Source organism: Enterococcus hulanensis (assembly GCF_005405485.1).
Taxonomy (GTDB): domain Bacteria; phylum Bacillota; class Bacilli; order Lactobacillales; family Enterococcaceae; genus Enterococcus_A; species Enterococcus_A hulanensis.
The window spans coordinates 115,332-136,818 of sequence record NZ_BJED01000009.1; the positions used below are offsets into that span (position 1 = coordinate 115,332).

Below are 21,487 nucleotides of genomic sequence, written 5' to 3' on the forward strand. Positions count from 1 at the left end.
AAAAGTGAAAGGATTTTACCATGCCAAAAAAAATTGACCTGCGAGTTAAGCGTACCAACAAAATGATTATGGAAGCTTTTATCCATTTAGTAGAAGTTAAAGGGTACGACAATATCACTATCCAAGAGATCGCTGACGAAGCAATGATTAATCGGGCAACATTTTATGCTCATTACAAAGACAAACAGGATCTCTATGATCAAATTTTTAAACAAGCCATCGATGCCTTTGCGGCCGTCCTTGATCCTGATCAAATCGTCCAAGGCAACCGATTGAAAGTTCGTAAAATTGAAATGGTGCTGAAAAACATTTACGAACAAATTCAGGCAAATCGGAAATTCTTCTTAACCATCATGGATGCTTCAGGAAACGAAATTCTGCGAAAAAAAGTTGCGGAAATTTTAGATGAGAAATATTCCCATGTTTTTAACCGATTGAAAATTACTGAGAACGACATCGAAGTTCCTTTGGATTTTATCATTGAATACATGACTTCGATATTTGTCGGTACTTTGCACTGGTGGATTACTAGCGACACGACCATGAGTGCTGACAGTCTCTCTAAGCTTGTCATCAAATTAGTCGGCAACGGGCATTTAACCATTTTAGGCATTGAGATCGACCATTAAAAAAGCAGCGCCCAGATTTTTTCTGAGCGCTGCTTTTGTGTTAATGGTTTTTTGCTTTCCATTTGATTGTGTGACGAGTCGGACGTACAGAACGGACTTGAGGTACTTTTCCTTTTTCTTTCGTTACTTCTAATGAGTTGTCTTTAATTGTGCTGTAAATTCTTGCCACTGTATCGGTTAACAGTTCTTTGACTTCCTCAACTTTATTCATAGCTATTCTCCCTTCAAAGTAAAAATATAAATATCGAAACGGACTAAAAGCATCGCTGACTTTGTTTATGAAATCATTTTTTGTTCCAATATAAATGATTTCAAATGTTATAGCAGCTTCAATTTGGTCTGTTTTATTTCTTCCTCTTAAATGTAGCGTATATTTAAAAAGGCTTCAAGTGAGAAAGCTTTTCCTAATCAAAATTTCCAATAAAGCCTAATCTAGCAAGACTCTACGCAAAGTAGAATCGATTTTTCACTGGATTTCCTATCCATTTTGCTAATAATTCGCTATGCTTAACTTATCTCAATAAGAAAGAGGAAATCAAATGGAAAATTTTTTAGGGACGCAATTAAGAAATTATCGTCAGCGAAACGAACTTACACAAAAACAACTGGCTAATATTTTATATGTATCCGATCGAACAGTTTCTAAGTGGGAGCGCGGGGCTGGGTACCCTGATATCGATACGTTGAAACACATTGCACAGTTGTTGGATATTTCATTGGATAACCTGCTGAATGAACGGGAGCCAGAATTGTATTTTGAATATCGCTCAAGCACACTTCTATTTAATCTGCCTTTGCTCCACATCATTATTCCCAATCTTTCGGAAATGCTATGGCACAATCGCAGGTTTGCCATCAGCTCGCTAAGACATAAACAGCAATTGATCCCAGCAGCACGTGGTATTTTTAGTATTGGATTTTTCTCATCAGGTATTTTTTCATTAGGGATTTTTACGAAGGGCTTTCTCTCAATTGGTTTTTTATCTCTAGGAATAGTTTCAGGAGGCTTTTTAGCATTAGGACTTTTTACTGCGGGCAACCTAGCTTTGGGGGCAATGGCCTTTGGTAATCTGGGAATCGGTTTATTCGCTTTTGGCAATTTAGTCATTGGAGGACTAGGCTTAGGTAATTTTGCCTTTGGATATCTCGCTATCGGCAATAAGGCCTTTGGAGCGTATACCCGTATTCTGCCACAGCACAGTAATCTACCGGAAATATCGCACGCACTAACTAATTTGCAACAGGAAGTCCCACAACACATACGGAAAATAGTTATTGAGCCATTTTTATCAGTCACTAATGCTCCGATATTTCCCTATGCAGTATTGTCGTTCATTCTTTTCATTGCCTTTTTATTGTGCGTTGTCTGTCTGTGGGGCGTCTTAAAAATACGACAGCGCGCTATCACCCAATAACGATCAAAAATCCGCTGATTTTCTCAGCGGATTTTTTAATTTATTTGTTATATAAAAAAACAAAAAAAGTGAGCTGCTTTCTGCAACTCACTTAACAACTGGGGTAGCTGGATTCGAACCAACGCATGAGGGAGTCAAAGTCCCTTGCCTTACCGCTTGGCTATACCCCAATGGTGGAGGAGAGTGGATTCGAACCACTGAACCCTAAGGAACGGATTTACAGTCCGTCGCGTTTAGCCACTTCGCTACTCCTCCAATTAGGTTTTTTTATTATTTAAAAACCCGACTCAGTTATAATACCTAATCTTCAAAAAAAATGCAAGTACTTTTTCAAAAATTATTCATGTAAATTCCAGTTACGAATCAGCGCTTCAATTCCATCGTCTAAAGACTTGAAACTACCTAGTACATGGCCATCATTATAGGCTTGAAAATTTTTATTTTCGGGAATGATTTCGCCAATGATTTTTTTGCCGATCACTAATTGGGTAACTGTTTGCTTTTCCCCATTAATTTCGCGTTCTTCTTCTGTAACCTGAACTTGGATATCTTTGTTCTTTTTAGACATACATTTCCCTCCGTCCTGAACATTTTATCATACAACAAAAGAAAAGGACAACTGATCACTCAGTCATCCTTAGTCTTAAGGCTCTGTAATTGCTGCGCGTAAAACTTCGTAGCCGTTATCGGTCAACAATTGCTTGATTTCTTCAGTTTCCTTGCTGGCTAACTGAATCTCTACGATCGTCGCATTTGTTTGATGATCTACGATAACCGTTAAGATGCTAAAATCATGATCTGCTAAAATTTTGGCTACTCTAGCCAGCACCCCTTTTTTATCTTCTAAGATCTTCAATTGAACGCGCGTGCCGCCTTCATAATAGCCTGTCAGCTTTAAGAAGGCATCGAAAATATCATTATTAGTGATGATGCCTACTAATTTCTCTTCATCTAATACAGGCAGCACATTGATTTTGTTTTGCCGCATTAAATAAATACCATCTTCTAATTCCTTATCAGGAGCAATCGTTTTAACATCTTTAATCATCACGTCTGATACGACCGTCTTGTTCAATAAATAATTTACTTCATGAACACTCAAGCTGGTTGCTTTTGAAGGCAATGCTTCTTGAATCGTTCCTTCGGTAATCAATCCGACCAATTTTTCATTATCAATAACTGGCAAGCGATGGATATCATATTTTTTCATCAAATCAACGGCATCAAATATTTTGGTATTTGGTGCAACCGTCACTAAATTTTCTGTCATAAAATCTTTTACACTCATGTTTTACCCTCCTAGATAAGCTTTCTTCACTTCTTCACTCTCTAGCAATTCTTGACCAGTCCCTGACAAGACCACCTTACCTGTTTCCAACACGTAGCCGCGGTCAGCGATCGATAAAGCCATCTTCGCATTTTGTTCGATCAATAAAACGGTTGTTCCTTGTTTTTGAATCTCTTGAATGATGTTGAAAATTTCTTGAATGAAAATCGGTGCTAACCCCATTGATGGCTCATCTAACAGTAATAGGCGCGGTTTAGACATTAATGCCCGCCCCATTGCCAACATCTGTTGCTCTCCACCGGATAATGTTGATGCGTCCTGATTCAAGCGTTCTTTCAAGATTGGGAATTTTTCATAAATATGCTCATAGTCCTCTTGTATATCACTATCTTTGCGTAAATAAGCACCCATCTCTAAGTTTTCCAAAACCGTTAGACCAGGAAAAACGTGCCGTCCTTCTGGAACTTGAGAAATTCCTTGAGCCACAATTCTTCTCGGTGCTTTCTTTTGGATCGGCGAGCCTTCAAAAGTGATCGTCCCTTTAGACGGTTGATTTAACCCGGAGATCGTCCGGAGAATCGTCGTTTTTCCTGCGCCATTCGCCCCGATCAATGAAACGATCTCACCTTGATTTACTTCAAAGCTGACATCCCGCACGGCTTGGATCATGCCGTAATGAACCGAAAGATTTTCAATTTTCAGCATTATAGCTCACCTCCGAGATAGGCTTTGATAACTTCTGGATTATTCTTGATTTCTTCTGGAACACCTTCTGCTAAAATGCGGCCATACTCCAAAACATAGATTCGTTCACACACATCCATGACTAAACTCATATCATGTTCAATCAACAGAATCGTGATTTGGAATTCTTCTTGGATTTTTCGAATCAACAAAGTCAAAGCCGCCGTTTCCTGCGGATTCATCCCTGCAGCTGGCTCATCCAAGAAAAGAATCTTAGGCTTGGTTGCCAACGCTCGAACAATTTCTAACCGTCGTTGTTCACCATATGGCAGGTTACGCGCTAGATTTTCTGCTTTATCCTGCAAATCAAAAATGGTTAATAATTTCAGTGCTTCTTCTTTTAATTTTTCTTCTTTATCGTAAAAGGCCGGTAAACGCAGCACACTTGAGAAAAAGCCTTCTTTGTTTTTACTATTCATGGCAATCAGTACATTATCCAAAACAGTTAAATCTTTAAATAGACGAATATTTTGGAAGGTTCGACTCAAGCCAAGGTCAGCGATGGCGTATGGTTTTTGACCATTTAAACGATGCGTTTTACCATCTGCTTCCAGTAAAACATCACCCTCACTCGGTTCATAAACACCCGTAATCAGATTAAACAGAGTCGTTTTCCCTGCACCATTCGGTCCGATCAAACCAACTAATTGATTTTCTTCTAATGCGATGTTGACATTGGAGACCGCCGCCAAACCGCCAAAGTTTTTCGTTAAATCTTTAATTTCCAACAGAGGCATTTTGGTCATCTCCTTTTTTAAACTTGTCTAAAATTTTCTTCGCCGACAATTCCTTCGTACCCAATAAGCCACCTGGCTTGAAGATCATCAAGATGATCAATGCCAATGCGTAAATGATCATTCGCAACGTTCCGAAGTCTTGCAAGTACATATTGATGATTCCTAAAAGAATCGCTGCAATAAATGTTCCCGTCACACTGCCGATACCGCCTAACACAACTAAGATCAGAATATCAACAGATTTCGTGAATGCAAAATCTTTCGGTGCAATCGACTGCAAATATCCTGCGTATAACGAACCAGCAATACTTGCTGTCATCGCGCCAAATGTAAAGGCCATTACCTTGTATTTAGTGGTATTGACCCCCATGGCTTCAGCTGCGATCTCATCTTCGCGGATCGCCATCGTTGCACGTCCAGCACCTGAACGAATGTAGTTAACAATAAATAGCGTTGTGATCGCCATAAAACCATAAACCATTTGCCAGTCAACAAAAGGCTCAATTCCAAATAGACCGGAAGGGCCGTTTGTAATCTCTTTAAAATTGATCAGTAAGATACGGATAATTTCGGCTACACCTAGTGTTGCGATTGCCAGATAATCCCCGCTTAAACGCAAAGTCGGAATTCCAACGGCCACAGCAACGATTCCGGCTAAAATAACGCCGACTGCCATACCTAAGAAAAATCCGCCAAAGGTTGGCATACTCATTGAAATCAACGCCGCTGCATAAGCTCCGATCGCCATGAAACCCGCGTGACCCAAAGAAAACTGACCAGAAAAACCAATGATCAAGTTTAGCCCAACTGCTAAAATCACGTTAATACCGATTTGAACTAAAATATTATCTAAGAACAAGTTGACCATTCCAGCAGAGTAGGCTACGTATAAAACTACATAACCAATTACGATCAAAGCTAGCCAAATCAAATTGTATTTCAAATTCTTTTTCATTTGATCCACCTACACTTTCTCTTTTACATGCTTGCCAAGAATACCGGCCGGACGAATTAATAAAATCAAAATCAAGACAGCATATACTACAGCATCCTTAAAATCAGAAAAACCTAACGCCGTAGTCAATGTCTCAATCAAACCGATGACAAACCCGCCGATCGCAGCCCCGGGAATAATTCCGATTCCGCCCAATACCGCAGCGATGAACGATTTCAAACCAGGGATATACCCCATCATTGGATCAATCGAGTTATAATACAAACCGATCATCATTCCGCCAGCAGCAGCTAGTGCAGAACCTAACGCAAAAGTAAAAGAAATCGTACGATTTACATCGATCCCCATCAATTGGGCAGCATCCGTATCAACACTTACCGCACGCATCGCTTTTCCCATTTTGGTTTTTTGAACGATCAAGTTTAGTGCGATCATCAAGAACAATGATAAGCCTAAAATCAGCAGCTGAATATTTGAAATACTTAAAAAGCCGATTTTGTATACTTGCAGCTTAATCGCTTGTGGGAATGGTCGTGTGGTCGAACTGAAAAAGTAGATCATTGTATTTTGTAAAAGGTATGAAACACCGATCGCCGTGATTAACGCCGCGATTCGCGTTGAGTTTCTTAGTGGTCGATAAGCTAAAAATTCGATCACAACACCTAAAATGGCACTGCCCGCCATCGACAAAACTAATGCCGGAAAGAAGCCCATATTAAACTGGTTGATCAAAAAATAGCCTATGAATGAACCAATCATATAAATTTCGCCGTGAGCAAAGTTAATCAATTTAATAATTCCATAAACCATGGTATAGCCCAACGCCATCAGCGCATAGACACTCCCAAGGAAAAGCCCATTGACGATTTGCTGAATAAATATTTCCATCTTTATCACATCACTTTTCAAAAAAATAGAGTAGTCGATTAATAACAACTTTGATTCTTAAAAGGGAGTGTACCAACGTTCATTGGCACACTCCCTTGCCTGCTTTTTCCGACTAACTACGGATTAACGGTTTCAGCAGAAGTTTCTTTCCCATCAGTTAGACCAAGAACAACCGCTGATTTTACAGGATTGTGTTCCTTGTCCATTGAAATCTTACCAGTAACACCTTCAAAGTCCTTCAAGTTCGCAAGACCTTTATCAATTGCTTCTGGTGTTGCTTTTCCTTCATCCTCGATTGCTTGTTTAATCATATAAACAGAATCGTAAGCTAACGCGTTGAATGAAGATGGCTGTTTGCTATATTTCTTCTCAAAAGCTTTTACAAAAGGTTCAACTTTATCTGTTGCTGGAGCTTTTGTTGAGAAGTGCCCTGTATAGTAAACATTTTTAACATTGCTTGCGCCTGCTGTTTCAACTAATTTTTCATCACCAAAGCCGTCAGCACCAATAATTGGCTGTTCAATACCCATTTCACGTGCTTGCTTGATAATCAAGCCAGCTTCTGTGTAGTACCCTGGAATATAGATGACATTGAAATCTTTATCTTTGATTTTCGTTAACATCGCTTGGAAATCTTTGTCGCCTGCAGTAAAGTTTTCCTCTGCGACGATTTTTCCTTTGTACGTATCCTTAAATGCTTTCTTCAAGCCGTTCGCGTAATCGCTTGAGTTATCGCCCAAAATTACTGCTTTATCGGCTTTTAAGTTATCATCCGCATATTTTGCTAGGACAATCCCTTGGAAGCTGTCTTGGAAACAAGAACGATAAATATAATCTTGAACTTTTCCTTTTTGAACAGTAATCGCATCATCAGTTCCTGATGGTGTTACTGCCGGAACCTTAGATTTAGATAGATTCGGTAACGTCGCCTTTGTCGCACCAGACGTAGCTGGTCCCACGATCGCAACAACTCCATCTTTTGTTGTTAAGTTTGCAGCCACAGATGCAGCTTCATTATTATCTGATTTGTTGTCTTTTGAAATGTACTCAATTTTCTTTCCGTCAATCCCGCCATCTTTATTGATTTCTTCAACAGCTAATTTGACACCTTCATTTTCTGCTTCACCGTATGCAGCTACCGCACCAGATAATTCAAAGTTTCCGCCGATTTTGATCGTCTTCGCATCTTCCCCGCCGCTGCTATCGTTAGCTTTAGGCGAACCGCATGCGCCAAATAAAAACAACCCTGCTGCTAGAGCAGCTACTGTTCTTTTCTTCATCCTGTTTCCCCCTAATAAAATAATGATAATTCGTTAAGATAATAAAGAATATATAGGAAAAAACTCTCACTGTCAATTAAATTTTCTGAATATTTTAATAATTCGGCAATACTCAAACAATTTATAGCGCTTACAATAGCTTCTAGCCCTTATCAAATAACATAAAAAAATCTCTCTGACTGATAAAAAGTCAAAGAGATTTATATAAAATAACTTAGTTTCTAAATTATTGTCCCTGCACAATCATTTACTCTGAATACACGATAACAAAGCCTTATTGGAAGTTTTGCTTGCTTCAAATTCGATTTGCTTATGCCGCTATTTAAAATCCGATTGGTTCTATATCGTTCTTACAATAACTTCTTTAGTATTCTGAGCAAAACAAAGTAAACGGAATTTTTGAAAGTCAAATACACCAAAAATTTTCCAATCGATAAAGATTTAAAATTTTCCCTTTGGACGTAATTAGCAATAATGAGTGGGACATTTTGAGTCTGCTAGTTCTTTTTCAATTCTTGATAATTTGGTTCTTCTTTATCAATTACATTCTTCCGTAATGAAAATTCTATTGGTACATAATCTAAACCCGGTTTCGCAAATGGATGACAACGTAAAATCCGTGATATCCCCATCAAAAATCCTTTGAAACCTCCATGAACCTGTACCGCCTTAATCATATAGCTTGAACACGAGGGATAATACCGACAAGAAGGCTGTGTTAACGGCGAAATGAACCGTTGATACCCTCGTACTAAAAAAATAATCCCTTTTCCAATGAAACTCAATTCTTTCACCTCGAACGTTCCTATGTAAACTATTTTTAAAACTATCTAAGATTCCACCACAATTACGATTATACTAACCCTCTTAATTGATAGTTCTAATTTCTGCTATTTTAGACCATTTTTAATAATCTGCAAAACAAAACAATCATTCCCACAATAAATACAGCTGCATTCACCACAGCTAATATTTTAAGAAACTGCAAAAAAAGAGATTACACCAAAAATGGAGCAATCCCTTTATTAATAATCAACGCACTATTAATGAACAAAATCTAAAATGTGACGCCAAACATCTGGCAACAGCACTTTAAATGGATTTCCGCCACCCATTGCACCATATCCAATCATACTGCCGATGATGAATAATAAAACACCTGCAAGTAAAATCGCTACGATTCGAATCAAGCTGCGTAAGATATGTTCGCCTGAACTCATATATCCACTCCTTATGCCATGACAGTTGCTAGGTCATTTGCTTTGCTTTCATTATCTACACGTTCCACGTCTGCACCTAAGCGTTGCAATTTTGTATGGAATTGATAATAGCCGCGGTCTAAATATTTCAAATTACGCACACGTGTAATACCATTTGCCCGCAAGCCAGCTAAAACTAAAGCGGCAGCGGCACGCAAATCTGTGGCATAAACTTCTGCACCTTGTAAATCTGTCGCACCCTTAATTAATGCAACATTGTTGTCAATTTTGACTTGTGCATTCATTCTGCGCATTTCTTCTAAATGTTGGAAACGATTTTCAAAAACAGTTTCTGTTGTTGTACTGACACCATCCGCAACTAATTGAATCGCCGTCATTTGTGCCTGCATATCTGTTGGGAAGCCTGGATGCGGCATTGTTTTGATATCAGTCGCTTTCAACGTTTTAGGACCGATTACACGCAGGCCATCGTTTTCTTCACTAATCTTAACGCCCATTTCGATCAATTTAGAGATTAATGGACGATTATGTTCTGGGATCGCACCATCAATCAAAACATTTCCCTCTGTCATCGCAGCAGCAACCATAAATGTACCCGCTTCGATACGGTCTTGAACGATTGGATGTGATACGGCATGAAGATGATCAACGCCTTCAATTCGCATTGTTTCTGTACCAGCACCATGAATGCTGGCACCCATTTTATTCAAGAAGTTTGCTAAATCAACGATTTCAGGTTCACGAGCAACGTTTTCGATTACCGTTGTTCCTTTGGCTTTTACAGCCGCCATCATGATATTTTGAGTCGCGCCAACACTTGGGAAGTCTAAATAAATAGTATCTCCAACCAATTCATCAGCAATTGCCTCGATATACCCATTTTTTTGGATAATCTTCGCACCTAATGCTTGAAATCCTTTTAAATGCAAGTCAATTGGGCGTTTGCCGATCGCACATCCTCCCGGCATCGCAACTTTGGCATGACCGTTACGAGCCAATAGAGGTCCCATTACAACAATAGATGCACGCATTTTACTTACATATTCATAAGGAGCTTCCACGAGTAACTGACGTGTAGCATCCACGGTAATTTCTTTCGTTTCTTCATTAAACTCAACGTCTGTATTCAAATAACGAATCACTTGATTCATGGTAAAGACATCAGATAAAATCGGAACATTACTTAAAGTTGATGTTCCTTCTTCCGCCAATAAAGTCGCAGCTAAAATTGGCAGCACAGCATTTTTGGCTCCTTCGATATGTACTGTTCCTCTTAATTGTTTACCACCACGAACGATGATCTCTTCCATTGTATTCCCTCCAAAAAAGCTATCGATTTCCGCATATATGTACCTTAGTTAAATGTCAAAAATATATTTTTACACAAAAGAATGATTTCCAAGAAGAATGTGCTGCAAGTAAAACCTAAAGCAATTGCTATCATCAAAATCACAAGTCTTACCTGTGTTTCCTTGAACGCCTTAAAAAAATTTTCTATGCGCAATGATCTTAAAGACCAAAAAGCTAAATAGATAAAGGAAAAATGCGAGACGATTCTAATGATTGCATCAATTCCATATACTTGCATAATTCGTATCCTTTCAAAAAAAATCAACAGTTGGATTATATCACAGTTTCAGATAAAGAAGAACACTTTGCACACTCAAAGGACTGTACAGAAACTTTTAAAAAACTTAAGATTTATTTTTTGTTTTTTAAACATCCAAAGTAATTTCTGTTATTCCGAAAAAGTCCTTTAAAAATTTTTGTTTGGATTTTTTTATCAATTTCTCGAGAAATTTTTAATTAATTTTGATAATGAAATTTTAAAGAAATAGGTTTCAGTTATTTAGCTCTTTAATCTAAAGATAGTTTTAAAAAATTGGTTTTTTGCAAGAAAAAAGCTATGTCAAAAAATTGACACAGCCTTCTCAAAAAATTAACGATGTTTTGATACTTTGATACGATTCATCGCACGGTGTAAAGCAACTTCGGCACGACTTAATTGGTCGGTGTCTTGTTTTTCACGAGCTTCTTGAATCCGTGCTTCCGCACGTTGTTTTGCTCTTTCGGCACGAGAGACATCAATATCGCGTTCGCGTTCAGCAGTATCAGCGATGATCGTCAATACATTATCTCGAACTTCCATGATTCCACCGTTGACTGCAATCCAGTCAACGTGTGTATCAGAATCTGTTCGACGAACACGAACCTCATCGATTGCAAGGGGGGCAATGATCGGCGCATGATTGGGTAAAATCCCAATTTCACCAGCGACTGTTTTAGCAACAACGATGGTTGCACTATGATCATAGACGTTACCATCTGGAGTAACAACGTTCACTTGCAGAACTTTGTTTTTTTCTTGTTCCATCGGGCACCTCTTTCTAGTAGCCTAAAGTTTTCGCTTTTTCTACTACGTCTTCGATCGGACCTACGCTGCGGAAAGCATCTTCAGGAAGGTCATCGTATTTGCCTTCGAGGATTTCTTTAAAGCCTTCAACAGTTTTTTCAACTGGTACATATGAACCTGGTTGACCAGTAAATTGTTCCGCTACGTTAAAGTTTTGTGACAAGAAGAATTGAATACGACGTGCACGAGATACGATCACTTTTTCTTGGTCTGACAATTCGTCCATCCCAAGGATCGCGATAATATCTTGCAATTCGCGGTAACGTTGTAATACACGTTGTACTTCTGTAGCTACACGGTAATGTTCTTCCCCAACAATCTCAGGTGCCAAAGCACTTGAAGACGAAGCCAGTGGATCAACCGCAGGGTAGATACCTTGTTCGGTCAATTTACGTTCCAAGTTCGTTGTTGCATCTAAATGGGCAAAGGCTGTTGCTGGCGCTGGGTCAGTATAGTCATCGGCCGGTACATAGATAGCTTGGATTGAAGTAATTGAACCTTTTTTCGTTGAAGTGATCCGTTCTTGTAATTGCCCCATTTCAGTAGCCAAAGTTGGTTGGTAACCAACGGCTGATGGCATACGACCAAGTAAGGCTGATACTTCTGATCCAGCTTGTGTGAAACGGAAAATGTTGTCGATAAACAACAACACATCTTGGCCCTCTTCGTCACGGAAATATTCAGCTAACGTCAAGCCAGTCAAGGCAACACGCATACGTGCACCTGGCGGCTCATTCATTTGACCAAACACCATGGCAGTTTTTTCAATAACGCCAGAATCTTTCATTTCATAATAAAGATCGTTCCCTTCACGAGTACGTTCACCAACACCGGTAAATACTGAAATACCACCGTGTTCTTGTGCGATATTATGAATCAATTCTTGAATCAAGACGGTTTTACCAACACCGGCACCACCAAAAAGTCCGACTTTACCACCTTTTAAGTAAGGAGCTAATAAGTCGATAACCTTGATCCCTGTTTCTAAAATTTCGTTACTAGTGCTAAGTTCTTCAAAAGCTGGTGCTTTTTTATGAATGCCGCTCTTTTCTGCATCTTCAGGAAAAGGTGCCTCTTTGTCGATTGTTTCACCTAATACATTAAACACACGACCTAAAGTTTCTTTACCTACTGGAACAGAGATTGGTTTGCCTGTATCGACAACTTCCATTCCACGTTGCAAACCATCAGTTGATTCCATGGCGATCGTGCGGACAACACCATCTCCAAGTTCCAAAGCAGCTTCAAGAACAACTTTTGTTTTATCTTTTTTATAAACGATCAACGCATTGTTGATGTCTGGTAAGGATTGATCTAAAGAAAATTCCACGTCGACAACGGGACCAATAACTTGAACAATCTTGCCTGAACTCATGTTTTTTCCTCCAATCTCGAAATTATTCTAATGCGGAAGCCCCGCCGACAATTTCAGTAATCTCTTGGGTAATCGCAGCTTGACGAGCCCGGTTATATGAAATCGTTAAATCATCAATGATTGCGCCTGCGTTATCTGTCGCTGTCTTCATCGCAGTCATTCCGGCCGCGTGTTCTGCCGATTTAGCATCAACAATCGCACCATAGATCAAACTTTCAGCATATTGCGGAAGTAATTGATCTAAAATCGCTTCTTTTGAAGGTTCGAATAGATATTCTTCACGATACGTTTGTGCCTCACTTGGATCCAAGTCAGAGATCGGCAGCATTTTTTCTACCCGAAATTGGCTGGATAATGAATTAACATGATGGTTGTAACATACGTACAATTCATCGAAGACTTGATTTTCATACATACTGGTTGTCATCGAAACGATTTTTCGTACTTCATCAAAGCTTGGCTGATCCGATAAATTGCGTAATTCATAAGCTAATTTAACGCCGCGAGCTTTGAAAAAGTCCGCACCGGTTCCACCAATGGCTAACAAAACATATTCATCAGCAGAATCATGATCATCTTCAAGCATCGTCATGGTTTGTTTTAAAATCGAACTATTGTACCCGCCGACCAAACCGCCATCAGAAGTAATCACAATATAACCAGTTTTTTTGACTGGACGATTTAACAACATACTGTGATAATTAATGCCGCCTAATTCACGACCAGAATTAGCCAACTCAGTTAATTCGCTCGCTGTTAAGTGGGTCAATACTTCACGTACTTTTGAAGCATAAAGTTGAAATTTTGCTGAATAAGCTTCTGATTTCGTTAATTTAGATGCCGATACCATTTGCATAGCGTTGGTGATTTGACTGGTTTTCTTCGTCGATGCAATCCGTGTTTTGATTTCATTTAAGGATGCCATGATTTATTCTCACCTCGATTATGCTTTTTCTTGGTTAGCTGAAGAAGCGTCAAAAATATCTTTGAATTCTTGGATCGCTCCATCTAGTTTATCTGTATCTGGCAAGTCTTTCGTATCGCGAATTGTCGCAAATAAGTCTGAATGATTCGTTTCCAAATACTCAAATAATTGTGCTTCAAAATCTAAAATACTATTGACTGGAATACTATCAAGTACACCATGAGTCAAGGCATAAAGGATCACAACCTGCTTTTCAACAGGAAGCGGATCATGTAATTTTTGTTTTAGCACTTCAACGGTTCGACGTCCGCGATTCAATTTTGCTTGAGTAGCAGCATCTAAATCTGAACCGAATTGAGTGAAGGCTTCTAATTCACGATAGCTTGCCAGATCCAAACGAAGGGTCCCAGCAACTTTCTTCATTGCTTTGATTTGTGCTGACCCACCAACCCGAGATACTGATAAACCAGCATCAACGGCTGGACGAATCCCAGCATAGAACAAATCATTTTCCAAGAAAATTTGTCCATCAGTGATTGAAATTACATTAGTAGGAATATACGCAGAAATATCTCCCGCTTGTGTTTCAACGAATGGTAAAGCGGTCAACGAACCGCCTCCTAGTTCATCTGAAAGTTTTGCAGCACGTTCTAATAAACGTGAATGCAAGTAAAAGACATCCCCTGGATATGCTTCACGGCCTGGCGGACGACGCAATAGTAATGAAAGTTCACGATAAGCAACTGCTTGTTTTGACAAGTCATCGAAAACAACTAAAACGTGCTTACCGTTATACATGAATTCTTCCCCCATCGCTGTTCCAGCGTAAGGCGCGATAAATAAAAGCGGTGCAGGTTGAGAAGCACCAGCTGTTACGACGATCGTATAATCCATGGCACCAAACTTACGAAGTGTTTCCACCTGCGAGCGTACCGTAGATTCTTTTTGTCCGATAGCAACATAGATACAAATCATATCTTGACCTTTTTGATTAATGATTGTATCGATAGCGATCGAAGTTTTACCAGTTTTACGGTCACCGATAACTAATTCCCGTTGGCCTCGACCGATCGGAACAAGTGCATCAATGGCTTTTAAGCCCGTTTGCATTGGTTCTGAAACCGACTTACGCTGCATAACACCGGGAGCCATCGCTTCTACTGGACGCGTTTTGCTTGTTTCGATTGGTCCCATACCATCAATTGGTTGTCCTAATGGATTTACAACACGACCGATCATGTTATCGCCAACTGGCACTTCCATGATTTTACCGGTACGTTTTACTTTATCTCCTTCACGAATGGACTCAAATTCACCTAGAACGATGATACCGACATCATTGCTTTCTAAGTTTTGTGCCATTCCATAAGAGCCGTTAGAAAACTCTAAAAGTTCTCCACTCATTGCATTTTCTAAACCATGGGCACGGGCAATCCCGTCCCCAACGTAAGTGACTGTTCCGATTTCTTCAACAGACAGCTTATTATCATAATTTTGAATCTGTTCTTTGATTAAAGCACTGATTTCTTCTGCTTTGATGGCCATTCATTTCACCTCTTCTTCTCTACTTTTTACTAAGTGCTGCTCGTAGACCATTTAATTGGCTGGCGAGGCTTCCGTCGATCACTTGATGATCGGCTTCAACAATGACACCGCCGAGAATTGATTTATCAACTAACGGGGTTAGCGTGGCCTTCTGGTAGCCAAAAACATCAGCGACTTTTGCTTCAAGTTCATGTTTCTTTTCTTCAGAGAGCGGTACAGCCGTGGTGACTGTTCCGTGTGCGATTTTATTTAATTCATCATAACGACGTTCAAATTCCTCAATCATAAAAGGAAGATCATCGCTACGATTGTATTCAAAAACAACTAATAGGAAGTTTTTGACGATACCGTCAAAGCCGCCAATAAAAGCATCCATGATGGCGTTCTTTTCAGCACTTGTTAAACGAACATCGGTCAAAATATTCCCTAAATCAGGAATTTCTTTACAGATTTCTCGAATTGTCAATAACTCTTGATAAACATCATCGGCAGCTTTATTTTCGATCGCCAATTCAAACAACGCTTTTCCATAACGTTTACCAACAGTATATTTATCAAGCTTCATGTTTTGTATTACCTAACTTATCCATATAGTCATTAATCAAATCTTGATGAGCATCTTGCGAAAGCTCTTTACTCAAGATCTTTTCTGCGATTTGTAGAGAAAGTGTAGCCACATCATCTTTAACAGAAGTCAACGCGTTTTCACGTTCATCTTTGATTTCCGCTTGTGCGCGATCTTTTAGACGAGTAACTTCTTCTTTTGTATCCTTGATGATGTTTTGACGGCTTAACTCGCCACTTTCTTTCGCATTTTTGATGATATCTGCCGCATCACTACGAGAACTTGCTAACTGAGTTTCACGTTCTTTTTCCAACTCAGCCGCTTTAATCCGAGATTGTTCGGCAGAATCTAGATCATTGGCGATCTTATCTTCACGTTTTTGCAGAATGTCTTGAACCGCACCCCACGCGAATTTTTTTAATAATGCCATCAGTATCACGAATGATAGCGTAACGACAATTAGATTACCGAGCGTTACATTAACAGCCTCAGCAATTACTAGATTCAGCATACTCGGTCTTCCTTTCTGTTCTTTCTCATTAAAAGAACCGTCAAGCGGTCCTCCTTGCTCACCTATCAGTGAGTCTCAACAAAAAAGTATTAGTTTTTATTGGAAAACCATTAGCATACCTAATACAACACCAAGAATTGGCACAGCTTCGATCAAACCAACACCGATAAACATTGTTGAACGAATTTGACCTGACATTTCTGGTTGACGTGCCATTGATTCAATTGCTTTTGAAATTACTTGTCCGTTACCATAACCAGCCCCAATTGCGGCTCCCATGATTGCGATTCCTGCACCGATAAAGTTCATAATAAATTTCCTCCTAAAAGTGTGTTAAATTTTTTATTCTACCTCGATTTTATGACTGATATAAACCATAGATAGAGTTGTGAAAACAAATGCTTGGATACTACCGATAAATAGTGAGAATGCGATCCAAATCATCTCAAGCGGTATCGCGAATGGCAAAGTCCACCATCCCGCGCTTGTGACCATGCTTGCGATAAGCGAAAGCAATACTTCACCAGCAAAAATGTTACCGTAAAGACGTAAGCCTAACGTAATAACATTTGTAAATTCTTCCATCAACTTAATAGGAAATAATCCTGCTGGTGTAAAGAAAGAATTTTTGATGTAACCGCCTAAGCCCAATTTCTCTGTGCCTAGATAATTGGCTAATACCAATACGAGTAAGGCCAATCCCATTGTTACAAAGGGGTTAGCAGTCGGACTTTTCCAATAAGTCACCTCATTACCTGTGACGATTTTTGTGACCAGCCCAATTTGGTTTGCTACAAAAATAAATAAGAACAACGTAAATGAGAACAAACTAAAATTTCTGACTTCTTTACGAGGCATGTTGTCGCCAACTATATTCGTAGTGAAATCAATGACCCACTCAATTGCGTTTTGCTTTCCTTTGGGCTTCAATGATAGGTTGCGTGTAAATGTAAAAACAAGGAAGAAGACAATCACACATGTCAAAATAATCATTGTCGTTACCGTACCATCAAACCATATGGGACCAATATGGAAAACCCAAGATTTTTCATCCAATTCAGTTCACCTCTCTTCCCAGCGACTCGCGTCAGCTCGTGCCTGCTTAGCGCTGCTCCTCAAAATACTACCGTATGTTACCACCAGAGAAAGAAAATTTCAAAGAATTTTCCTAAAAATTTTCGAATAACTCGGAGTTTTTTTCTCTAACGTTATTTTATCCCTGCCTATACGCCTTAATTAGCTGGTTTTGCCCGCAAAGCGGCTAGTATAGATTGTAACCAATCGTATCAAAAACCATTGTGAAGTAAAGAAATTATCCCCAAATATGCGAAAAAGAATATTTTGCTAACGAGAATAGTTTTTCAACGTCCGACTAATTTGTCGATCAACATCTTTACGCTTCAAACTTTCTCGCTTATCGTATTGATTTTTTCCCTTCGCAACACCGATCAACACCTTTGCGTACCCATCTTTCAAATATACTTTCAATGGTACTAGTGTTATCCCAGTATTTTTTAATTCACCAGCTAAACGCGCAATCTGTTTTTTGTGCATCAATAATTTACGTGTCCGAACAGGATCATGATTAAAGATATTTCCTTGTTCGTACGGACTAATGTGAACATTATATAAAAAAGCCTCGCCATTTCTAACACGAGCAAATCCGTCCTTCAAATTGATACGACTATTACGAATAGATTTGATTTCAGTACCTTGCAAAACAATTCCAGCCTCGATCGTATCAATGATCGTATAATCGTGGCGTGCCTTTTTATTTTGTGCGACTAATTTACCTTCACCTTTTGGCATATTATCCCTTCTTTCTTCCGGACTTTTTCTTTTTAGCTACTGATTTGTAAAAAGGTTTTTTTCCTTTTTTCTTTTTCTTATCTTTTCCATTTTTAGGTCGGTCGGAATTTTTTCCGTATGATCTTTCGTTATTGTTCTTTCGTCCGCCAGTTGTTTTACGCTTTTGATTCTGACGATTGTTTTTCGGTACTACCAAAGAAGGAATTTCCTCTGCTTCTAGCAGTTCGAAATCAATTTCCCGAGTCTCAGGATCAGATTTAGTGACCTTTATTCGAACTTTCTGTCCAATCTTAAAAGTCTGACGTGTACGTTCGCCCACCAAAGCCAATTGATTTTCAATAAAGTGGAAGTAGTCCTGCTTCAACTCGTTTAGGTGGATCATTCCTTCAACCGTATTTGGTAATTCTATGAATATCCCAAACTTAGTAACAGAGCTAATAATACCGTCGAATTCTTCACCAATTTTGTCGGCCATATATTCGGCTTTTTTCATGCTATCGACTTCACGCTCTGCTTCTACAGATCGTCGCTCCATTTTTGAACTATGATCAGCGATTTCAGGCAATAATTCGGCCCATTTTTCTTTTGTTGCATCGCCTTGATCTTGACTATAGATCCGGATTAAGCGATGGACAATCAAATCCGGATAACGTCGAATTGGCGAAGTAAAGTGTGTGTAATATTCTGCTGCTAATCCATAATGTCCATAATTATCTTCCGAGTAGCGTGCTTGTTGCATGCTGCGTAACAGCATTGTATTAATTACTGCCGCCTCTGGTTTATCTTCTACATCATGTATCACTTGTTGCAGATCTTTCGGGGTAATTGTATTCTTCGTACCTTTTACTAAGATACCCAACGCTGCTGCAAAATCGAAAAAGCGCTGCATCTTTTCTTCTTTCGGTTGCTCGTGAACTCGATAAATAAACGGCAGTTTCAGCCGATTGAAATGCTCAGCAACCGTTTCGTTTGCTGCCAACATAAAGGATTCAATCAACCGTTCACCAACGCCGCGTTCGCGTAATTCAATTCCAGTTGGATGACCCTCGGTATCTACGAGAATTTTTGCTTCACGATCTTCAAAATTGATGGCTCCACGGCGATTGCGCCGTGCTTCAAGTATTTGGTGAAGCTCCTTCATCAAGCGAAACATCGGTACCAAATCACGATATCGTTCAATCGTTTCTAGATCCTCTTCCTCCAAAATGTCATTTACGGCAGAATAGGTCATGCGCTCACTTGTTTGAATGACACTTTGAAAAATATCATGATGTAGAATCGTACCACTAGGATCAATCTCCATCTCACAACTCATCGTTAACCGTGGCACATGTGGATTCAAAGAACAAATACCGTTAGATAGCCTTTGGGGGATCATTGGAATTACACGATCTGTTAAATAGACACTTGTTCCGCGTTCAAAAGCTTCATTATCTAATACACTGTTCTCAGTTACATAGTAAGACACATCAGCGATATGTACTCCTAAAAAATAATTCCCATTTTCTAATTTACGCACGGTTACCGCATCATCCAAATCTTTAGCATCTGCACCGTCAATTGTAACGATTTGCTGATCGCGCAAATCGCGTCGGCCAAGCAAATCAGATTCCACGATTTTGTCAGGTACTTGTTCAGACGCTGTTTGAACCTCATCGGGAAATTGTGTTGGAATCCCTTGGGCAATCACGATTGACAAAATATCCATGCCAGGATCGTTCTTATGGCCGATTACTTTAGTAACCAAACCTTCTAAACTCGTAGTGTACCCTTTTTCTGGGTAATGAGTGATCTCGACGATAACAACACTGCCATCCACTGGTTGGATTCCTTCTGCCGCGATGAAAACTTTAAACTGCGCACTTTTTTTATCCTTCGGGGTAACATAACCAAATAAATCAGATTCTGCGATTTCATCTACATCAAAAGCAGTGAACTCGCCGACAAGTTGTTGAATCTTTCGTTCTTTAATAGAAACGACTCGCCCTTCTGCTCCACGATCAGAAAAGAGGTCAGCCGTTTTTTGAATATCAATCATGACGACATCGCCGTCCATCGCAAAGTTTGTCGCTTCCTTTGGAATGAAAATATCTGGTTCTTCAGGATCAATCGTCACGAAACCAAATCCTCGTTCATTACGACGGAAGATTCCTTCCACTTCAATTGGTTGAAATGGTAATTTGATTCGACCTTTTTTGTTAAATTCTAAGGCTTTTTCTCGCTCCAACTGCGCAACAGTTTTAACTAATACTTTAAAATCCTCACTTTTACGCATATCTAAAATTTCTGCTAATTCTTCCATTGAAAGACTTTTTTTATTGGCTGCTTTCAACCCAGCCAGTATTTCTGTTTTAATTGTTTTTCTCTCCATAATCTTCTCTCCAGCCAAGACCAGCTAAAAAATCGGCCACGTCTTGTTCTAATTGTCTTCTTTCTGGTCCCACAGTAATCACATGACCACTTCTTGGGTACCATTTCAAGGTAAAGGTTGTCTGCTGCAAACGTTCTGCTGTTTTGAATACTCCTTTAGCATCGATCATTTCATCCTGCCCTGACTGAGCCATAAAGAAAGGACGATTAATTTTCGCTAAATCTTCATAAGCAATATGCGCCTGTTCCTCGATCGTTCCTAATTGCTGCTCTACTAACGGTCGGTAACTTTCAACTTTTTCTTTCGTCGTTTCTGCACCGTTTCGTTCAAGCACTTGTTGAGCATATAATAGGAAGTTTTCTGTTACATTCGTTTTTACCGGTGCGATGGGTGAACAGAAAAATCCGCCGCCCATAAAACTGTCAGGCATTGTGCTTATCAAGCGGGTCGCATAGGTTCCTCCCATTGAAAGTCCCAAAACAGCAATATCTTGATATCCTTGTTCTTGTAAAAAAGCGACTGCTTTTTGACTATCTTGCCACCATTTCTCAGAAGTCTCTTGTAAAATATCCAACGGATCTAATGTTCCATGTCCTGTGAAAAGCGGAGCATAAATTGTATAATCTAATTTTTCTAAAAAACGCGCCAGCATCCGCACATCATTGGGGCTGCCCGAATAAGCGTGTAAGAGTAAAACCGCTCGTTTTCCATGAGGTAAAAATAGCGACTCAGGTGCTTGATTCATTTTTCTTCACTCCTCGTATATCGTCCTACTGAACCCACTATGCATTAAAAACAGTGTAAAATCCTCTTTAAG

At 39.4% G+C, this 21,487-nt stretch carries 25 protein-coding genes and 2 tRNA genes; 2 read left to right on the top strand and 25 right to left on the bottom strand.

Annotation, left to right across the window (positions count from 1 at the left end; genetic code table 11):
* Positions 1-20 precede the first annotated feature (20 nt).
* Positions 21-629, top strand: coding sequence for a TetR/AcrR family transcriptional regulator (locus FFR60_RS11620; RefSeq protein WP_088931778.1), 609 nt, complete (start codon positions 21-23; stop codon positions 627-629).
* A 40-nt stretch (positions 630-669) separates the two neighbouring features.
* Here FFR60_RS11620 and FFR60_RS11625 read toward each other — a convergent pair whose 3' ends face one another.
* Positions 670-840, bottom strand: a complete 171-nt coding sequence (locus tag FFR60_RS11625; RefSeq protein WP_171004921.1) for a hypothetical protein — start codon at positions 838-840, stop codon at positions 670-672.
* A gap of 328 nt (positions 841-1,168) precedes the next feature.
* Between FFR60_RS11625 and FFR60_RS11630 the strand changes: the two genes are divergently transcribed.
* Positions 1,169-2,044 carry a helix-turn-helix domain-containing protein gene (locus tag FFR60_RS11630; RefSeq protein ID WP_137664287.1) on the top strand — a complete coding sequence of 292 codons (876 nt, stop codon included), beginning with the start codon at positions 1,169-1,171 and terminating at the stop codon, positions 2,042-2,044.
* Between the two features lie 98 nt (positions 2,045-2,142).
* On the opposite strand, the gene FFR60_RS11635 is transcribed toward FFR60_RS11630, so the two are convergent.
* From FFR60_RS11635 to FFR60_RS11750, 24 genes are all read right to left on the bottom strand, one after another.
* Positions 2,143-2,214, bottom strand: a tRNA-Gln gene (locus FFR60_RS11635).
* 1 nt (position 2,215) lies between these two features.
* Positions 2,216-2,299, bottom strand: a tRNA-Tyr gene (locus tag FFR60_RS11640).
* Between the two features lie 82 nt (positions 2,300-2,381).
* On the bottom strand, positions 2,382-2,612 hold the full coding sequence (locus FFR60_RS11645; RefSeq protein WP_088931776.1) for a DUF2969 family protein: 231 nt from the start codon (positions 2,610-2,612) through the stop codon (positions 2,382-2,384).
* A gap of 75 nt (positions 2,613-2,687) precedes the next feature.
* Positions 2,688-3,332 (bottom strand): CBS and ACT domain-containing protein, encoded by a 645-nt coding sequence (locus tag FFR60_RS11650; RefSeq protein WP_137664288.1) that lies wholly within the window; start codon positions 3,330-3,332, stop codon positions 2,688-2,690.
* 3 nt (positions 3,333-3,335) lie between these two features.
* Positions 3,336-4,037: an ABC transporter ATP-binding protein gene (locus FFR60_RS11655; RefSeq protein WP_088931774.1), complete on the bottom strand. Its 702-nt coding sequence runs from the start codon at positions 4,035-4,037 to the stop codon at positions 3,336-3,338.
* Complete coding sequence (locus tag FFR60_RS11660; RefSeq protein WP_088931773.1) at positions 4,037-4,813, bottom strand: ABC transporter ATP-binding protein; 777 nt, start codon at positions 4,811-4,813, stop codon at positions 4,037-4,039. The genes FFR60_RS11655 and FFR60_RS11660 overlap by 1 nt, the downstream gene beginning before the upstream one ends.
* The gene (locus tag FFR60_RS11665; RefSeq protein ID WP_137664289.1) at positions 4,794-5,768 is read right to left on the bottom strand and encodes a branched-chain amino acid ABC transporter permease; all 975 of its coding nucleotides are present in this window, start codon (positions 5,766-5,768) and stop codon (positions 4,794-4,796) included. The genes FFR60_RS11660 and FFR60_RS11665 overlap by 20 nt, the downstream gene beginning before the upstream one ends.
* Before the next feature lie 9 nt (positions 5,769-5,777).
* Positions 5,778-6,656 (bottom strand): branched-chain amino acid ABC transporter permease, encoded by an 879-nt coding sequence (locus FFR60_RS11670; RefSeq protein WP_088931772.1) that lies wholly within the window; start codon positions 6,654-6,656, stop codon positions 5,778-5,780.
* A 116-nt stretch (positions 6,657-6,772) separates the two neighbouring features.
* Entirely contained in the window at positions 6,773-7,936 is a 1,164-nt protein-coding gene (locus tag FFR60_RS11675) for an ABC transporter substrate-binding protein (protein WP_088931771.1), read from the bottom strand.
* A 497-nt stretch (positions 7,937-8,433) separates the two neighbouring features.
* A complete protein-coding gene (gene yidD / locus FFR60_RS11680) occupies positions 8,434-8,712 on the bottom strand; it encodes a membrane protein insertion efficiency factor YidD (protein ID WP_137664329.1) in 279 nt (92 codons plus the stop codon).
* Positions 8,713-8,979: 267 nt separating this feature from the next.
* Positions 8,980-9,156, bottom strand: coding sequence for a DNA-directed RNA polymerase subunit beta (locus FFR60_RS11685; RefSeq protein ID WP_010746744.1), 177 nt, complete (start codon positions 9,154-9,156; stop codon positions 8,980-8,982).
* Between the two features lie 11 nt (positions 9,157-9,167).
* Positions 9,168-10,466: a UDP-N-acetylglucosamine 1-carboxyvinyltransferase gene (murA, locus tag FFR60_RS11690; RefSeq protein WP_137664290.1), complete on the bottom strand. Its 1,299-nt coding sequence runs from the start codon at positions 10,464-10,466 to the stop codon at positions 9,168-9,170.
* Positions 10,467-10,510: 44 nt separating this feature from the next.
* Positions 10,511-10,744, bottom strand: coding sequence for a DUF1146 family protein (locus FFR60_RS11695; RefSeq protein WP_088931769.1), 234 nt, complete (start codon positions 10,742-10,744; stop codon positions 10,511-10,513).
* Positions 10,745-11,095: 351 nt separating this feature from the next.
* The gene (locus FFR60_RS11700) at positions 11,096-11,530 is read right to left on the bottom strand and encodes a F0F1 ATP synthase subunit epsilon (RefSeq protein WP_088931768.1); all 435 of its coding nucleotides are present in this window, start codon (positions 11,528-11,530) and stop codon (positions 11,096-11,098) included.
* Positions 11,531-11,543: 13 nt separating this feature from the next.
* On the bottom strand, positions 11,544-12,944 hold the full coding sequence (gene atpD / locus FFR60_RS11705; RefSeq protein WP_088931767.1) for a F0F1 ATP synthase subunit beta: 1,401 nt from the start codon (positions 12,942-12,944) through the stop codon (positions 11,544-11,546).
* Positions 12,945-12,966: 22 nt separating this feature from the next.
* Entirely contained in the window at positions 12,967-13,872 is a 906-nt protein-coding gene (locus tag FFR60_RS11710) for a F0F1 ATP synthase subunit gamma (RefSeq protein WP_088931766.1), read from the bottom strand.
* A gap of 15 nt (positions 13,873-13,887) precedes the next feature.
* The gene (atpA, locus tag FFR60_RS11715; RefSeq protein WP_088931765.1) at positions 13,888-15,414 is read right to left on the bottom strand and encodes a F0F1 ATP synthase subunit alpha; all 1,527 of its coding nucleotides are present in this window, start codon (positions 15,412-15,414) and stop codon (positions 13,888-13,890) included.
* A gap of 19 nt (positions 15,415-15,433) precedes the next feature.
* Positions 15,434-15,979 (bottom strand): ATP synthase F1 subunit delta, encoded by a 546-nt coding sequence (gene atpH / locus FFR60_RS11720; protein WP_088931764.1) that lies wholly within the window; start codon positions 15,977-15,979, stop codon positions 15,434-15,436.
* Entirely contained in the window at positions 15,969-16,490 is a 522-nt protein-coding gene (gene atpF / locus FFR60_RS11725) for a F0F1 ATP synthase subunit B (RefSeq protein WP_088931763.1), read from the bottom strand. The genes atpH and atpF overlap by 11 nt, the downstream gene beginning before the upstream one ends.
* A gap of 96 nt (positions 16,491-16,586) precedes the next feature.
* A complete protein-coding gene (gene atpE, locus FFR60_RS11730) occupies positions 16,587-16,799 on the bottom strand; it encodes an ATP synthase F0 subunit C (RefSeq protein ID WP_010743272.1) in 213 nt (70 codons plus the stop codon).
* Positions 16,800-16,832: 33 nt separating this feature from the next.
* Entirely contained in the window at positions 16,833-17,546 is a 714-nt protein-coding gene (gene atpB, locus FFR60_RS11735; RefSeq protein WP_137664291.1) for a F0F1 ATP synthase subunit A, read from the bottom strand.
* Positions 17,547-17,834: 288 nt separating this feature from the next.
* Positions 17,835-18,299 carry an SsrA-binding protein SmpB gene (gene smpB / locus FFR60_RS11740; protein ID WP_088931761.1) on the bottom strand — a complete coding sequence of 155 codons (465 nt, stop codon included), beginning with the start codon at positions 18,297-18,299 and terminating at the stop codon, positions 17,835-17,837.
* 1 nt (position 18,300) lies between these two features.
* On the bottom strand, positions 18,301-20,670 hold the full coding sequence (gene rnr, locus FFR60_RS11745) for a ribonuclease R (RefSeq protein ID WP_137664292.1): 2,370 nt from the start codon (positions 20,668-20,670) through the stop codon (positions 18,301-18,303).
* The gene (locus FFR60_RS11750) at positions 20,651-21,415 is read right to left on the bottom strand and encodes an alpha/beta hydrolase (protein ID WP_137664293.1); all 765 of its coding nucleotides are present in this window, start codon (positions 21,413-21,415) and stop codon (positions 20,651-20,653) included. The genes rnr and FFR60_RS11750 overlap by 20 nt, the downstream gene beginning before the upstream one ends.
* Positions 21,416-21,487: the final 72 nt, after the last annotated feature.

What these genes read in the sequence shown, in the direction of transcription:
- FFR60_RS11620 (WP_088931778.1), top strand. Translation starts at nt 21, where the DNA reads ATGCCAAAAAAAATTGACCTGCGAGTTAAGCGTACCAACAAAATGATT.
- FFR60_RS11625 (WP_171004921.1), bottom strand. Translation starts at nt 840, where the DNA reads ATGAATAAAGTTGAGGAAGTCAAAGAACTGTTAACCGATACAGTGGCA.
- FFR60_RS11630 (WP_137664287.1), top strand. Translation starts at nt 1,169, where the DNA reads ATGGAAAATTTTTTAGGGACGCAATTAAGAAATTATCGTCAGCGAAAC.
- FFR60_RS11645 (WP_088931776.1), bottom strand. Translation starts at nt 2,612, where the DNA reads ATGTCTAAAAAGAACAAAGATATCCAAGTTCAGGTTACAGAAGAAGAA.
- FFR60_RS11650 (WP_137664288.1), bottom strand. Translation starts at nt 3,332, where the DNA reads ATGAGTGTAAAAGATTTTATGACAGAAAATTTAGTGACGGTTGCACCA.
- FFR60_RS11655 (WP_088931774.1), bottom strand. Translation starts at nt 4,037, where the DNA reads ATGCTGAAAATTGAAAATCTTTCGGTTCATTACGGCATGATCCAAGCC.
- FFR60_RS11660 (WP_088931773.1), bottom strand. Translation starts at nt 4,813, where the DNA reads ATGCCTCTGTTGGAAATTAAAGATTTAACGAAAAACTTTGGCGGTTTG.
- FFR60_RS11665 (WP_137664289.1), bottom strand. Translation starts at nt 5,768, where the DNA reads ATGAAAAAGAATTTGAAATACAATTTGATTTGGCTAGCTTTGATCGTA.
- FFR60_RS11670 (WP_088931772.1), bottom strand. Translation starts at nt 6,656, where the DNA reads ATGGAAATATTTATTCAGCAAATCGTCAATGGGCTTTTCCTTGGGAGT.
- FFR60_RS11675 (WP_088931771.1), bottom strand. Translation starts at nt 7,936, where the DNA reads ATGAAGAAAAGAACAGTAGCTGCTCTAGCAGCAGGGTTGTTTTTATTT.
- FFR60_RS11685 (WP_010746744.1), bottom strand. Translation starts at nt 9,156, where the DNA reads ATGAGTTCAGGCGAACATATCTTACGCAGCTTGATTCGAATCGTAGCG.
- murA (WP_137664290.1), bottom strand. Translation starts at nt 10,466, where the DNA reads ATGGAAGAGATCATCGTTCGTGGTGGTAAACAATTAAGAGGAACAGTA.
- FFR60_RS11695 (WP_088931769.1), bottom strand. Translation starts at nt 10,744, where the DNA reads ATGCAAGTATATGGAATTGATGCAATCATTAGAATCGTCTCGCATTTT.
- FFR60_RS11700 (WP_088931768.1), bottom strand. Translation starts at nt 11,530, where the DNA reads ATGGAACAAGAAAAAAACAAAGTTCTGCAAGTGAACGTTGTTACTCCA.
- atpD (WP_088931767.1), bottom strand. Translation starts at nt 12,944, where the DNA reads ATGAGTTCAGGCAAGATTGTTCAAGTTATTGGTCCCGTTGTCGACGTG.
- atpA (WP_088931765.1), bottom strand. Translation starts at nt 15,414, where the DNA reads ATGGCCATCAAAGCAGAAGAAATCAGTGCTTTAATCAAAGAACAGATT.
- atpH (WP_088931764.1), bottom strand. Translation starts at nt 15,979, where the DNA reads ATGAAGCTTGATAAATATACTGTTGGTAAACGTTATGGAAAAGCGTTG.
- atpF (WP_088931763.1), bottom strand. Translation starts at nt 16,490, where the DNA reads ATGCTGAATCTAGTAATTGCTGAGGCTGTTAATGTAACGCTCGGTAAT.
- atpE (WP_010743272.1), bottom strand. Translation starts at nt 16,799, where the DNA reads ATGAACTTTATCGGTGCAGGAATCGCAATCATGGGAGCCGCAATTGGG.
- smpB (WP_088931761.1), bottom strand. Translation starts at nt 18,299, where the DNA reads ATGCCAAAAGGTGAAGGTAAATTAGTCGCACAAAATAAAAAGGCACGC.
- rnr (WP_137664292.1), bottom strand. Translation starts at nt 20,670, where the DNA reads ATGGAGAGAAAAACAATTAAAACAGAAATACTGGCTGGGTTGAAAGCA.
- FFR60_RS11750 (WP_137664293.1), bottom strand. Translation starts at nt 21,415, where the DNA reads ATGAATCAAGCACCTGAGTCGCTATTTTTACCTCATGGAAAACGAGCG.